The organism is Simiaoa sp. (genome assembly GCF_051972595.1).
Taxonomy (GTDB): Bacteria; Bacillota; Clostridia; order Lachnospirales; family Lachnospiraceae; genus Acetatifactor; species Acetatifactor hominis.
In genome coordinates this window covers 37,504-51,657 of record NZ_JBOKRY010000010.1, presented here as the reverse complement: position 1 = coordinate 51,657, position 14,154 = coordinate 37,504, and the positions used below count along the sequence as shown (strand labels likewise).

The 14,154-nt window shown below is 49.0% G+C and carries 13 protein-coding genes and 1 other annotated feature; of the genes, 12 read left to right on the top strand and 1 reads right to left on the bottom strand.

Annotated elements, in window-relative coordinates:
• Positions 1-75 precede the first annotated feature (75 nt).
• Positions 76-1,191 carry a DUF362 domain-containing protein gene (locus tag ACTRDR_RS05815; RefSeq protein WP_440526480.1) on the bottom strand — a complete coding sequence of 372 codons (1,116 nt, stop codon included), beginning with the start codon at positions 1,189-1,191 and terminating at the stop codon, positions 76-78.
• 282 nt (positions 1,192-1,473) lie between these two features.
• On the opposite strand from ACTRDR_RS05815, the gene ACTRDR_RS05810 reads away from it, so the two are divergent.
• The 12 genes from ACTRDR_RS05810 to sigH all read left to right on the top strand — a co-directional run bounded on the left by ACTRDR_RS05810 (position 1,474) and on the right by sigH (position 14,115).
• Entirely contained in the window at positions 1,474-3,201 is a 1,728-nt protein-coding gene (locus ACTRDR_RS05810) for a DEAD/DEAH box helicase (RefSeq protein WP_440526479.1), read from the top strand.
• A gap of 109 nt (positions 3,202-3,310) precedes the next feature.
• Positions 3,311-4,915 carry a hypothetical protein gene (locus ACTRDR_RS05805; RefSeq protein ID WP_440526478.1) on the top strand — a complete coding sequence of 535 codons (1,605 nt, stop codon included), beginning with the start codon at positions 3,311-3,313 and terminating at the stop codon, positions 4,913-4,915.
• 110 nt (positions 4,916-5,025) lie between these two features.
• Positions 5,026-5,562, top strand: coding sequence for a 2-C-methyl-D-erythritol 2,4-cyclodiphosphate synthase (ispF, locus tag ACTRDR_RS05800; RefSeq protein WP_440526477.1), 537 nt, complete (start codon positions 5,026-5,028; stop codon positions 5,560-5,562).
• 167 nt (positions 5,563-5,729) lie between these two features.
• Positions 5,730-6,083, top strand: a complete 354-nt coding sequence (locus ACTRDR_RS05795; RefSeq protein ID WP_022153965.1) for a BlaI/MecI/CopY family transcriptional regulator — start codon at positions 5,730-5,732, stop codon at positions 6,081-6,083.
• A gap of 13 nt (positions 6,084-6,096) precedes the next feature.
• Positions 6,097-8,811 (top strand): M56 family metallopeptidase, encoded by a 2,715-nt coding sequence (locus ACTRDR_RS05790; protein WP_440526476.1) that lies wholly within the window; start codon positions 6,097-6,099, stop codon positions 8,809-8,811.
• A gap of 213 nt (positions 8,812-9,024) precedes the next feature.
• Positions 9,025-9,279, top strand: a complete 255-nt coding sequence (locus ACTRDR_RS05785) for a type II toxin-antitoxin system HicA family toxin (protein ID WP_176864149.1) — start codon at positions 9,025-9,027, stop codon at positions 9,277-9,279.
• Entirely contained in the window at positions 9,276-9,608 is a 333-nt protein-coding gene (locus ACTRDR_RS05780; protein ID WP_176864147.1) for a toxin-antitoxin system HicB family antitoxin, read from the top strand. The genes ACTRDR_RS05785 and ACTRDR_RS05780 overlap by 4 nt, the downstream gene beginning before the upstream one ends.
• A 67-nt stretch (positions 9,609-9,675) precedes the next feature.
• Positions 9,676-9,907, top strand: a binding site (T-box leader).
• Between the two features lie 39 nt (positions 9,908-9,946).
• Complete coding sequence (gene cysE, locus ACTRDR_RS05775; RefSeq protein WP_440526475.1) at positions 9,947-10,672, top strand: serine O-acetyltransferase; 726 nt, start codon at positions 9,947-9,949, stop codon at positions 10,670-10,672.
• A 56-nt stretch (positions 10,673-10,728) separates the two neighbouring features.
• Positions 10,729-12,138, top strand: a complete 1,410-nt coding sequence (cysS, locus tag ACTRDR_RS05770) for a cysteine--tRNA ligase (RefSeq protein WP_440526493.1) — start codon at positions 10,729-10,731, stop codon at positions 12,136-12,138.
• A complete protein-coding gene (locus tag ACTRDR_RS05765; RefSeq protein WP_118545592.1) occupies positions 12,123-12,563 on the top strand; it encodes a Mini-ribonuclease 3 in 441 nt (146 codons plus the stop codon). Before cysS ends, ACTRDR_RS05765 begins: the two co-directional genes overlap by 16 nt.
• Positions 12,564-12,688: 125 nt before the next feature.
• Positions 12,689-13,432, top strand: coding sequence for a 23S rRNA (guanosine(2251)-2'-O)-methyltransferase RlmB (rlmB, locus tag ACTRDR_RS05760; protein WP_148446177.1), 744 nt, complete (start codon positions 12,689-12,691; stop codon positions 13,430-13,432).
• Between the two features lie 41 nt (positions 13,433-13,473).
• The gene (gene sigH / locus ACTRDR_RS05755; protein WP_118550617.1) at positions 13,474-14,115 is read left to right on the top strand and encodes an RNA polymerase sporulation sigma factor SigH; all 642 of its coding nucleotides are present in this window, start codon (positions 13,474-13,476) and stop codon (positions 14,113-14,115) included.
• Positions 14,116-14,154 lie beyond the last annotated feature (39 nt).

Below are 14,154 nucleotides of genomic sequence, written 5' to 3'. Positions count from 1 at the left end.
TTTGTCAACACGTTTTTTGATATTTTTGTAAAAATTTTGTATGCAATTAGAACAATAATAGCAAAAAGCAGGAAATTACAGGGCTTTCTTTACACTGATAGCCTTCATGGGGCACATTTCCTGACAACAGAAGCAGGAGATGCAGCCTTTTCTCTTGAATTTCGCCTTGCGATTTTCGATTCTGATGACATGTGCCGGACAGCTTTCCGCACATTTTCCGCATCCCACGCATTTCTCCGGGGTCAGCTGCGGATAGGATTTCAACAGTCGGGAAGCCACGAACATGAAAGGCTTGCGTAAAAATTTCGGCACACCGTTGGTAAAATCTAATTTTATGGTATCCGGCTTCTGAAAAGGAGATAAGCCTTCCGGAACCGGATCTCCCACAAGCGCCAACTCCTTAGGGCGAGCCAGACCTTTTTCCAGTGCCTGACGCAGCATGACGATCTCTGTAGGTTCTAATCCCATAAGTTTTGCGGCGAAGCAGTCCTGGGTATAGAAATCTTTTGCCGCCAGCAGCATATGCAAAGGATGCGAAGTGCCGCCGGTGGGACCGTTACCCTCCATGGCATCAATGGCGTCAATGACGGTGAGATTGGGAGCTACGGTCTGAGCCAGTTCTAAGAGCATGTTGGAGAAATCTTCGATCTCCGGCCAGCGGTAGTGCATCTGGGGCTTTTCCAGACCGGGGATGGTGCCGAAGAGATTCTTGATGCCGCCGGAATAACCGGTCATGGCATGGGTCTTCAGCTTACAGATATTAATGATATAGTCAGCTTCCACGATGGGAGTGATCAGGTGGAAACTGTGATTTTTAAATCCTGCCGGACAGTTTACGGTCTGTGCGGAAAAGTCCATGTTCAGTTCTGCACTTTCGCCCAGAGTATCCATGCCGCATACGTGATACACATGCTTCATGGATTCGGCATTGTAGAGACCACCGGAGCTTTCCGCAATGGTGATGTGCTGAATGCCCTGCTCCCGGAGCCACCGGATCACTGCTTTTACCACCAGCGGATGCGTGGTGGCGGGAAAATCCGGGGATTTTGCCATGACGAGGTTAGGCTTGATGACGATCTTCATCTCCGGGCGTAAATCTGCGGCGATGTGCAGCGCCTCCATGCTTTTGCAGATGGCGGGATAGATCAGTTCTTCGTTATATTCCGGTACGATATGTAATGTCTGTATCATAAAATCTCCATTCTGCCGCCGGACGGCATAAATAGTAATGCGAAATTTAGTTTATTCTGCTTCGGAAGCATTACTTTTATTATATGGTAAACGAAATCGCTTGTTTTTTCAATGCTTCCGTGCTATACTACGAAATGTTGTTGAGATTTGATGGAAGAAATCAGAAGCGCATCGCAATGATTTCTTTTTTTGTGCAACAATTCAGAACCAGGGTGATTTTCGCAAAGATACGATCTTGCGAATGCAGTTTGGATTGTTGAAGTTAATTTAAAGGAGTATTTTGTGAGTTATTTTTTGGAAAATGAAGAAGTGAACGAAGAAGTTGAAGAAGTAAAGGAGCAGGACGGTATCGCATCGATCGAACCGTTGTTAGATAACCGTATTGTCCGTGCAATCCGGGAGATGGGGTTTGAGAAACTGTCTCCGATCCAGGAGCAGGCAATTCCTTATTTATTACAGGGGGAGGACATCATCGGACAGGCCCAGACCGGTACGGGCAAGACGGCTGCATTCGGCATTCCGGCGATCCAGCACATCAATCCGGATGTGAAGAAGTTACAGACCATTATCTTATGCCCCACCAGAGAACTGGCGATCCAGGCAGCGGAAGAACTGCGGAAGATCGCAAAATACATGCATGGCATCAAGGTGCTGCCGGTCTACGGCGGACAGGATATCAGCCGTCAGATCGCGGGACTGCGGGGCGTGCAGATCATCGTGGGAACCCCGGGACGTGTCATGGACCATATGCGTAGACGCACCATTAAGCTGGATCTGGTGAACATGGTGGTACTGGATGAAGCGGATGAGATGCTCAACATGGGCTTCCGAGAGGATATGGAGCTGATCCTTGGACAGATCCCCGGCGAGCACCAGACCGCGCTGTTCTCCGCAACCATGCCGAAGCCGATCCTGGAGATCACAGACCGTTTCCAGAACGATGCAAAATTAGTAAAGGTGGCAGCGCAGGAGCTGACCATTCCCCTGGTATCCCAGAAATTCTACCGCGTGAAAAACCAGGACAAGGATGCCGCCTGCGTAAGACTGTTAGAGTATTATCAGCCGAAGCTGACCCTGATCTTCTGTAATACGAAGAAAAAGGTGGACGAGCTGTCGGATTTATTAAAGGAGCAGGGCTTCCAGGCAGAAGGACTGCATGGAGACCTGTCCCAGGCGCAGCGTGATGCGGTCATGAAGCGTTTCCGTAATGGTGGCACCAGTATCCTGATCGCTACGGATGTGGCAGCCAGAGGTATTGATGTGGATGATGTGGAAGCTGTCATCAATTACGATATTCCGCAGGATATCGAGTATTATGTGCACCGTATCGGCAGAACCGGCCGTGCCGGCAGAAAGGGCAGATCCTTCACTTTTGCCAACAGCAGGGAGATCTACAAGATCCGCGAGATCGAGAGAGTCTGCCATACCACCATCACGGAGAAAAAGCTTCCCGGAGCTGCGAAGGTGCTGAAAGCGAAAGCAGACAAATATCTGAACAGGGCATGGGAACTGCATGAGCATGAAGACATCGAGCTGATGAAGAGTTTTTTACAGCGGAAGATGGAAGAGGAGGGCTGTGATGCACTGGAGCTGGCAGCTGCCATGCTGAAATTACAGGTCGGTGACAAGGGCGAGGAGATCGCCGCAGATGAATATACAAAGCGTGGCAATCGCTTCGGGGACAGAGGCCGGTCCGGCAGAGGCGATGGTGAAGGTCGCAGCTTCAGTAGAGGAGACGGAAGACGGAGATTCGGCCGTGAAGACGGGGAGCGCAGAAGATTCGTCCGCGGTGACAGAGACCGCAGAGAGGATGGAAGCACCGGCTCCGGTGAGGGTAGAAGACACCGCAGAAGTGACAGCCGTGAAGACGGAAGAAAATGGAACGACCATGACAGAAAAAACGCAGATCGTAAGCCCTCCGCAGAGAGAGCAGAGAGAGAAGCAAAAAAGCGAAAGAAACGGGAAGAGCCGGGCATCGGTAACAGCTTCCCTAAAAGGAAACGATCTTAATTAAATGATAAAACTTGTAGATTTGCCGCAAAAGCCGCAGTTGTGCTTTTGCGGCAAATCGTGTATAGTTAGGGAAGAATGCATAGGCACTAACAGAAAGGTCTGCGGTATGAAAACACTGAAAAAACAGATACCATATATTTTGCTGGGAGCGACGCTTCTGCTCCTGCTTAGCCTAAATATCATCAGTCAGGATCACTGGCTGGATTCCGATATGGCGGCGGAGATGATCTTTTCCCGGATCCTATCCGAAGAGCACCACATTTTTTCCACGACAAACTGGTATTATTCCACGGAATTCCGCGTGTTGTATACACAGCTGATCATGGGGTCGCTGTTTCGCATCTGCAGCAACTGGCATGTGATCCGTACGATCACGAACCTGGTATTTTACGGGTTGATGCTGGCTTCCTATTATTATTTTATGAAGCCGTTAAAAGTATCCCGCGGACTTACCGTGTTAAGCTCCTGCCTGCTGCTGCTGCCTTTTTCCGAGACCATGATGACGCATATGCAGATGGGCAATACCTACATGTCCCATGTGATCCTGGTGCTGTGGTTCTTCGGTATGTATCTGCGGTTGTGCAGCGGAGAATATAGTGCAAAACGTAAGGTCAGCCTGTGGATATTCTATGTGTTGCTTGCTATTGTTTGTGGAATGTCCGGCGTGCGTTACCTGCTGGCATTACAGTGCCCTCTGGTACTGACTTCCTTTTTCTACCTGCTGGGTGGTGAGGAATTTCAGAGCTTCCGCGGAGAGATGACAAAGGAGCATTTCCGCTCTTTACTTTCTACGGACAGGATGCGATATTTTCTGTATAGTCTGGCGGGGGCATTTTTCGCGGTAGCGGGCTATGGCATCAATGTAGTGTTCATCAGTCACAAATACGTATTCCAGACCTATGGTGCCACGAATTTCATCGCATTGTATCACGGTGTGTTATTTGACCGGATCCAGAATGCGGTGGGGTGCCTGTTGATGCTTTTTGGCTATATTCCGGATAAGGGCTTTTTATCCCTGCGGGGTGTTGTGACGATGGCAGCCTTCGTGATGCTTGGCATCTGCGGATACGTTACGGTCAAAAGCGGGAAAATGCAGCGTGTCACGGGATTTCGAAGTCTGATCACACTGTTTTTAAAGGTCAGCTTTGTACTGAATTTATTTGTTTTCATATTTACCACCAGTACCATGGTGCCGCGGTATTATATCACGATCTTCATTTTCGCCCTGCCGGTATTGTGTTTTTATCTGGAAGAGGAAAAAATGCCCTTTGACAGATTTGCGGTGACGGCACTGCTTACTATCTGCCTGATCCTCGGAACGGGGAAAACGGTGATGTCTTTCCTGACGGTGGACAAGAACGAGACGAAGCGTCCTGTGGCACAGTTCCTTGCGGAGAACGGGTATGATTTCGGCTTCGCTACTTATAATAATGCCAATATCATCACGGAGCTTACGAATGGTGAAGTGGAGATCGGCAACATCGGAGATCCCGAGCACCTTGAGTATTTTAAGTGGTCTTCGCCCATGAAATATTATGAGGATGGGTATCATACCGGGGAGACATTCCTGCTGTTGACTGCGGAGGAGTGTGCGGAATATGCAGAGGCTCCGGCATTGAAGCAGGGCGAAAAGATATATGAGGACGGCAGTTATACCGTCTATGTATTCGACAGCACGGAGAATCTGATGAACTGTGCTGTGGCGAGATAATAATGACAGAGATTTCGCATATTGCGGACGATATTGGCACTCGGCACTGGCCGCAACGGGACAGTCGGTACTTTTTGAAAAAGGATAACGTCTGCGGAAAGGTTGTAAGTATGAGAATCGGAATGGGATATGACGTACACCGTCTGGTGGAGGGAAGAGACCTCATCATCGGCGGTGTGAAAATACCTTATGAAAAAGGACTTCTGGGACATTCGGATGCGGATGTCCTGCTCCATGCGATCATGGATGCGCTGTTGGGAGCAGCGGCGCTGGGGGACATCGGGAAACATTTCCCGGATACAGATCCAGCATACAAGGGTATTTCTTCCATAAAATTGCTGGAAAAAGTGGGTGAGCTGCTGGAAGAAAATCATGTGTTTATCGAAAATATTGATGCGACGATCATTGCACAGGCACCGAAGATGCGCCCGCATATCGATACCATGCGGGAAAATATCGCGAAAGCTCTGCTGATCGATGTGGGACAGGTCAATGTGAAGGCTACCACGGAGGAAGGACTGGGATTCACCGGCAGCGGAGAGGGAATCTCTTCTCAGGCAATCTGTCTGGTGACTACGCCTTATGATCTTACGGCACAGGCGGTGCAGGGCGGCTGCGGAAGCTGCAGTGGATGCCCGAAAAACTGATAATTTCGGGAAATAAGAACTTGACAAATGGGTCGATAGGATATAGACTTTAATTAGAACAAGGTCTGTATACTATCGACCTTTTATAATGTGATGAGTGCAAAAAAGCCAATAGGATTGCATAATTGGCAAGTGCTGGATTAAGAAAGATACAAGGAGGAATGGGAATGTATCAGATGACGGAGACAGAATACAAATTTGCTGAGCTGATCTGGGAGGAGGAACCCATCGGTTCCGGAGAACTGGTAAAACAGTGCGCGGAGAAGTTCGGCTGGAAGAAATCCACTACCTATACGTTTATTAAAAAGCTTTGTGAGAACGGTATTTTCAAAAATGAGAATGCCATCGTATCTTCCGTATTGAATAAGGAGGAATACCACAGAGCCCAGGGGGAGGCTTTCGTGGAGAAGGCTTACGGCGGTTCGCTGCCGAAGATGATCGCAGCATTTATCCAGAGCAAGAAGCTCAGCGCAGCGCAGATCGCTGAGATCGAAGCTATGATCGAGGATTATAAGGGCTGACGGAGGAGATTGGATGAGGGAGATTTTAGAGAAGGTATTTGGGATCGTTTGCAACTTGAGCCTGGTGGGAAGCTATTGCATTTTGCTGGTGCTGGTGGCGAGACTGGTGCTTCGCAGGGCTCCCAGATGGTGTTCTTATCTGTTGTGGGGGATCGTGTTTCTGCGCCTGTGCTGCCCGGCATTTCCGCAGACACAGATCAGCCTGATCCCACAGCGGCTGGTAACGGAACAGACGGTGAGCACCGCGCTGACAGCATCCGGAGAAAAAGCAACCTTGGAAAATCCGACCGCGGAAGCAATACAGATTTCAGGCATGACGGAGCAGACCGATAGTGATGATGGCAGTCAGCCGGAGACACTTTCGCAGGAGCCCTCTATGGTAACCGGACAGACAGGAATGTCTGTAACGAGCGATCCAACCACGGAAATATTTGCAACGCACAGCACACAGATGCTGAAAACACTGGCGGGAATCGTGTTACCGTACTTGTGGCTGATCGGGTTTGTTGGGTTTGCCGGTTATCATCTGTTTTCCTATCTGCGGATGTATTACCGTCTGCGTCAGTCGGAAAATGGCGTTCATAAAGTAGAAGAAGGAATTTGTGAGATTAAGGGGGGACACCTTTCTTTTGTCATGGGGATCCTGCATCCGACCATTTATCTGTCATCGGAGCTTGCCGGGGAGAGCAGAGAGGTAGTGTTGTGCCATGAGAGGGTGCATTTGCAGAGAAGAGACTATCTGATCAAGCCGGCAGCGCTTTCTATCTGCTGTGTGCATTGGTTCAATCCCCTGGTGTGGCTGGCATTTTATCTGATGAATATGGACTGTGAGATGTCCTGTGACGAAAAAGTGGTAAAGCTTTTGGGAGAGGAAAGCAAGAAGGTCTATTCTTATACACTGCTGGAGGAAGCCAGCGACGGCAGGTGGAGAAAATACCGCGGTGGTACGATCTGCGCGCTGTTATCCTTCGGAGAGGATCATGTGAAGAACCGGATCCGCCATGTGCTGGATTATCGTAAGCCTCCGTTCTGGATCCTCATCGGTGCGGTGGCGGTGATCGCAGCACTCATCATCTGCCTGTGCAGTAATCCGGGAGGAAACCGCAGTGAGGAAAAACTTCCTACGGAAACTGCACCGTCTGCACAGAACGAGCCGGTAGATATCAGTGATACGGAGTATTCCGATGAGGCTGTCTGGACACAGGAAGAATGGAATATTTATGCGGAAAAGCTGTCGTATGTAACGTTTGAGACGCGCTCCGATTTCGCGGAATTTTATTCCCCCGAGAGGATCGAGAGTACCCATTCCTTTGCACAGGAGAAGGGATGGTATGTTAATCACAGAAGGTATGCCGGGTATCCTGCGAACTGGGAGATGTTCGAAAACAGCCGTTTCGAGGAGCAGTACGGCACCGGTGATCACAGATTCTACGAGGATTATAAGGACCCTGTGACGGCGGCAAAGCAGCTTCTGTCACTGGGGAAGGGTGCCGGTGAGGTGACGGAAGTCCTCTACGAGGCGGCAAGACAGTACCAGCTCTATGGCGATGACCGTATGGGAGAAGGATCGGTGGTCAATGTGGAGTATACTTTTGAGAAGGATGGTTCTGTGATCGAGATTCCTATGGTGCTGGCGGAGGAGGAACAGAAGATCTGGCTGTTGTCTACCGGAGATGTGAGTGCGGCAGCAAAGCAGAAGATCGGACCGCTCCCGGGAGAGCAGTCTGTACGGAAAGTCTATGTGGAATATGAAGCGTATTCCCCGGGAAATATGCCGGCAGGACAGTATACAGAGTATCTGGAGACGAAGATCGGAAGCTATTCCGGTTCCGGTATTCATATTCAGGTATCCAGCTGTGGAATCTACGTGATGTATAATCATACCTTCCGGTGTGTGTCTGCGGATGGCATCCCGGAAAATATGGCATCGGCTGCGATCTGTGACCGGACCTACTACAATACTTCCAACGCTTATAACGAGAAGGTGCAGGAGGACAGCAGTATCGGCTGGATGGGCAGCAGGGTATTCTATATGACAGAAGCAGCGGAGCATTTACAGGAGGACGGGAAACCTACACTGTATACGGTGAAGAACTGCAGCCTGGCAGGTGATACCGGATGGGAATTGACCGGGGAAGAAACGGCAGAACCTGTGCTTCCGTTTTCCATGAAAGTACAGAATGGTTTCGTGACGGTCTATAACGGCAACGGAGAACTCTATCAGCAGTATTCCATCAGTGGTCTGGACGCCGGAGCTGACAGGCTGGATCAGGTGTCAAGGGACCGGTATGCTGTGGAATGGCGGGAGGATATTTTATCTCATCCCGGTATGGTATGCGATGTGTCCCAGAGAACTTTTTCTGAGACCTATGCACTGATCGATCTGGATGGAGATGCGACATCGGAGCGGATCACACTACAAACAGACGCCTGGAAGAACGTGGAAGGAAACAGCCCGGTGAATTACACCTTCGGAGTGGAAGGTAACAATGTAGACCGCCATGCAAGACTGTTGGACAACAGCATTCTCGCTTACAGTCCGGATGGGGAGCAGATCGTGATCGCACTGTATGAGACCGGAGATAATGCAAAAGCGAGAACCGTATTCTTCACCTACGATGGGGAAAAATTACAGGAGACCGGAAGTCTGGAGGCGGACATCCGACGGTGCCAGTACTGGATCCTGGATGCGGCACCGGAGGGACAGTGGATACTTCTGGAAGAATAAAATACTATTGTGATTACAGAGGTTCTATGCTAATATAAATGGCATAGGACCTTTTCTATTATCAGATCTATTTTCTATTAGAGCCCAATGTCGGAGAAATTTTCCAATCCATTGAAATTAAGTAGAAAATATGCTTTTAACTTTATATTTGCAACTAAAAACAGTTGCAAAAAGCAAGCAGAAAAAATATAATATAACTAACAAGGGGTACAAATGGGACAAAAGGAAAAACTAATTGAACAGTTAAAAAGCAGACCTAAGACATTTACCTTTCATGATGCGGAAGTTTTATTGGATTATCTGGAATTTACGAAATGCAATAAGGGGAAAACCAGTGGTTCGAGAGTGATGTTTACCAGTGAGGAGCACGGGAGCATATTACTGCATAAGCCGCATCCGCAAAAGGAATTGAAAGCATACCAGGTCAGACAATTATGTGATCTGTTGGAACAGGAGGGATTGATTTGAAAAATACGATGGAATATAACGGGTATGTCGGCAGCGTAGAATTTTCCGAGGAGAATGGAATTTTTTTCGGAAAGGTAATGGGGATCCGTTCCCTGATCTCTTATGAAGGAACCGATGCCAAGAGTCTGGTAGAAGATTTTCATGGGGCGGTAGATGATTATCTGTTACTATGTGAAGAAAATGGGAAAATTCCGGAGAAGGCATATAAAGGTAGTTTTAATATCAGAATTGCACCGGAAACACATAAAAAGTTAGTGATTCATGCGACTGCATGCCAGATGTCACTGAATGAATACGTGAGGGAAACCTTGGAAAAAGCTGTAATGTAGGAAACTCCAGGGTTGACAAAACCCGTATTTTTGCATATCTTATTTAGTAGGAATGATCATATATGCAGTAAAGGCATGGAGCAGGAAAAGTACTTTTCGGTGGGACGCCAGAGAGAAGCTGTTAGAAGCTGGGAGCGGCTTTCGTCTGAGGAAAAGGAAGTGCGCCTGTGAGCTGATCCGGGGAACAGACATAAGTATCCGGATCCGGTAAGCACCCGTTATGTGCATGGCGTTTTACGCCAGAGTGAAGGGCCTTGTCCCTTAAGTAGAGTGGAACCGCGGATAAATTCGTCTCTAAGATGAAGTTTATTCGCGGTATTTTTTTTCGAGGTGAGAACATGGGCATCATCAAAAATTTAAAAGAAGAAGTCCGTATTATCAAGGAGCGTGATCCGGCAATCCATTCCTCCATGGAGGTTCTTTTGTATCCCAGCTTCAAGGTCATGCTCCATTACAGACTAGCGCATAAGCTGTACCTGAGCGGACATTATTTCTGGGCGCGGTATATCTCCCAGCGGGGCGTGCGCAAGACCGGCATCGAGATTCATCCCGGTGCACAGATCGGCAAAGGATTTTTCATCGATCACGGTAACGGTGTCATCATCGGTGAGACCACCATTATCGGCGACAATGTGACAATGTATCAGGGCGTGACCCTGGGCGGTACCGGCAAGGAGCACGGCAAGCGTCACCCCACCATCGGCAACAATGTCATGATCAGTGCGGGAGCGAAAGTCCTGGGATCCTTCACCATCGGAGATAATTCGAAGATCGGTGCCGGAAGCGTAGTCTTAAGTGAAGTGCCACCCGGATCCACGGTGGTAGGTGTGCCGGGACGCGTTGTAAAGCGTAACAACGCAAGTCTCCCCCAGGAGACCATGAACCAGACGGATCTCCCCGATCCGGTGCGTGAGGATATCACGGTATTGCAGCGTGAGAATTCCGAACTGACCAACCGGGTACTGGAAATGGAAGATGAATTAAAGCAGCTGCGCAGGCTGGTGGTAATGAGTGCGGAGACCGGGGAACAGCCCAAATCTGCAGAAAATGACAAGACAGTGTGATAAAATAAAGATATATCATTGCAAAAATCGCAATTAGGAAAGGATAAACAATGAGCATTCAAATCTACAACACCTTAAGCAAGAGAAAAGAAGAATTCAAGCCCTTAGAGCCCGGCAAGGTAAAAATGTATGTCTGCGGACCTACCGTATACAACCTGATCCATATCGGAAATGCCCGTCCTATGATCGTATTTGATACCGTGCGCCGTTACATGGAATACAAGGGATATGAAGTGAACTATGTATCCAACTTCACGGATGTGGACGATAAGATCATCAAAAAAGCTAACGAAGAGGGCGTTGAGCCCGGCGTGATCTCCGAGCGTTACATTGCAGAGTGCAAAAAGGACATGGAGGGCATGAACATCGAGCCCGCTACCAGGAACCCCAAGGCTACCGAGGAGATCGGCGGCATGCTGGACATGATCCAGACCCTGATCGATAAGGGACATGCTTATGTTGCTGCAGACGGTACCGTATATTTCCGTACCAGAAGCTTCAAGGACTACGGCAAGCTGTCTCATAAGAATCTGGACGACTTACAGGGCGGTAACCGTTCTCTGTTAGTCTCCGGTGAGGACCAGAAGGAAGATCCCTTAGATTTCGTACTGTGGAAGCCGAAAAAAGAAGGCGAGCCTTACTGGGATTCCTGCTGGTGTCAGGGACGTCCCGGCTGGCACATCGAGTGCTCCGTCATGAGCAAACGTTATCTCGGCGAAGAGATTGATATTCATGCCGGCGGAGAGGATCTGATCTTCCCTCATCATGAAAATGAGATCGCACAGTCCGAGGCGGCCAATGACAAGCCTTTTGCAAAATACTGGATGCACAATGCTTTCCTGAACATCGATAACCGCAAGATGTCCAAATCCCTGGGCAATTTTTTCACTGTACGTGAGATCTCCGAAAAATACGATCTCCAGGTACTGCGTTTCTTCATGCTGTCCGCACATTACAGAAGCCCGCTGAATTTCAGCGCTGACTTAATGGAAGCTGCGAAGAACGGCTATGAGAGAATCGTCACCAGCGTGGATAATCTGAAATTCTTACTGGACAAGGCAGCAGATACCGAAATGACCGGGGAAGAGAAGGAATTACTCACCGAGGCACAGGGCTTTGAGACCAAATTTGATGAAGCCATGGATGATGATTTTAACACCGCAGATGCACTGGCAGCTATTTTCGAGCTGGTAAAATTCGTGAATTCCAATGCTAAGGCAGACAGCAGCAAGGCATTCCTGGAAGCATTAAAGCAGGAGATCGTGACCCTGTCCGATATCTGTGGACTGATCGTGGACAAAAAAGCAGAGATGTTAGACAGCGACATTGAGGCACTGATCGAGGAGCGTCAGGCAGCCAGAAAGGCGAAGAACTTCGCTAGAGCTGACGAGATCCGTGATGAACTGTTAGCTAAGGGCATTGTACTGGAAGATACCAGAGAGGGTGTAAAATGGAAGAGAGCATAACCCTTCTTACTAAGATCAAGCAGACTTTCGACTGCGAGGGGCAGGACGTCCGGGCATATTCTCCGCTGACATTAGCTTACATCGGAGACGGGATCTATGAACTGGTGATCCGAAGCATTGTGGTGGAACGTGCCAACCGCTCCGCCAATGACCTGCATAAAAAGACAACACGCTATGTAAAAGCACCGGCGCAGTCCGCCATGATCGAGGCACTGCTTCCGGAGCTGACGGAGGACGAGGAAGCGGTGTACCGCAGAGGACGCAACGCCAAATCCTACACCACGGCGAAAAATGCTTCTGTGGCAGACTACCGCAGAGCTACCGGATTTGAAGCACTGATGGGGTATCTGTACCTGACGGGACAGACAGACCGGATGCTTGAGCTGATCAAAGACGGTATCCGCCTGGCAGGGTTGGAAATCTGAGTGTAATGTAACACATGTGACAGAAAAGTAATGCATAATGAGAAAGTAATGCGTAATGAGAAAATAATGCATAATGAGAAAGTAATGCGTAATGAGAAAGTAATACGTAATAAGAAAGGACAAGCATGGGATATCAGGAATTTACCATAGAGGGCAGAAATGCCGTGATCGAGGCGTATCGTTCGGGCAAACCCATTGACAAGCTGTTCATTTTGGACGGCTGTCAGGACGGTCCGATGATGACTATTAAAAGAGAAGCCAAAAAACATGACACATTAGTAAAATACGTGACCAAGGAGCGCCTGGATCAGTTATCCGAGACCGGAAAACATCAGGGCGTCATCGCTTATGCGGCGGCTTATGAGTACGCAGAGGTAGATGATATCCTGGAAGCAGCGAAGAAAAAAGGTGAACCGCCCTTTATTTTCCTGCTGGATAATATCGAGGATCCCCATAATCTGGGAGCTATCATCCGTACTGCCAATCTGGCAGGTGCCCATGGCGTCATCATTCCGAAGAACCGTGCAGCGGGACTGACCGCTACGGTAGCGAGAACCTCCGCCGGAGCACTGAACTATACGCCGGTGGCAAAGGTGACGAATCTGGCGAAGACCATCGAAGACCTGAAAAAGGAAGGTCTGTGGTTCGTGTGCGCTGATATGGGCGGTACTACCATGTACGATCTGGATCTGAAGGGTCCCATCGGTCTGGTCATCGGCAACGAGGGCGAGGGCGTAGGCCGTCTGGTGAAGGAAAAATGCGACATGGTGGCGTCGATTCCCATGAAGGGAGATATCGATTCCTTAAATGCTTCCGTTGCAGCAGGCGTACTGGCTTACGAGATCGTACGTCAGAGACTGCAGGCATAACAGGACGCTGCATCCGGGAACAGGATAGCAAAGGGGAAAGAATGACAGAGCATTTCAAGTATGAAGATATGACAGATGAGGAGCTCATCGACCAGCTTCGGGAAGGCGACAGGCAGGTGATGGACTACATCTGTGATAAGTATAAAAATCTGGTGCGCAGCAAGGCGAAATCCATGTATATCCTGGGCGGAGACAGCGAGGATCTGATCCAGGAGGGGATGATCGGGCTGTTTAAGGCAGTGCGGGATTACGACTGTGGCAGAGACGCCAGCTTTTACACATTTGCGGATCTGTGTATCAGCAGACAGATGTATACGGCAGTGCAGGCATCGCAGCGGCTGAAGCACACACCGTTGAATACCTATGTCTCCCTGGACAGTCATGGAAGAACGGAAGAGGATAGGGATCCGGAGACACAGACGCTGGCGGAGCTTCTGACGGATAAGACCGGCAGGAATCCGGAGGAACTTTTCCTGGATAAGGAGAGAGTGGCCTATCTGGAGAAAAGGATCGCTACGGAGCTGAGTGAGCTGGAGCGTCAGGTGTTGGATCTCTATATTACGGGAATGAGCTACACACAGATTGCGAAGGTGCTCAGGAGGAGTGAAAAAGCAACAGAAAATGCGTTGACCCGTGCAAAGCAGAAAATCCGCGGCTTTTTAAGCAAAGAATCGAAATTTTAGATTTATTTAATGGATTTTCGCAATCCGTTAGTGGTAACA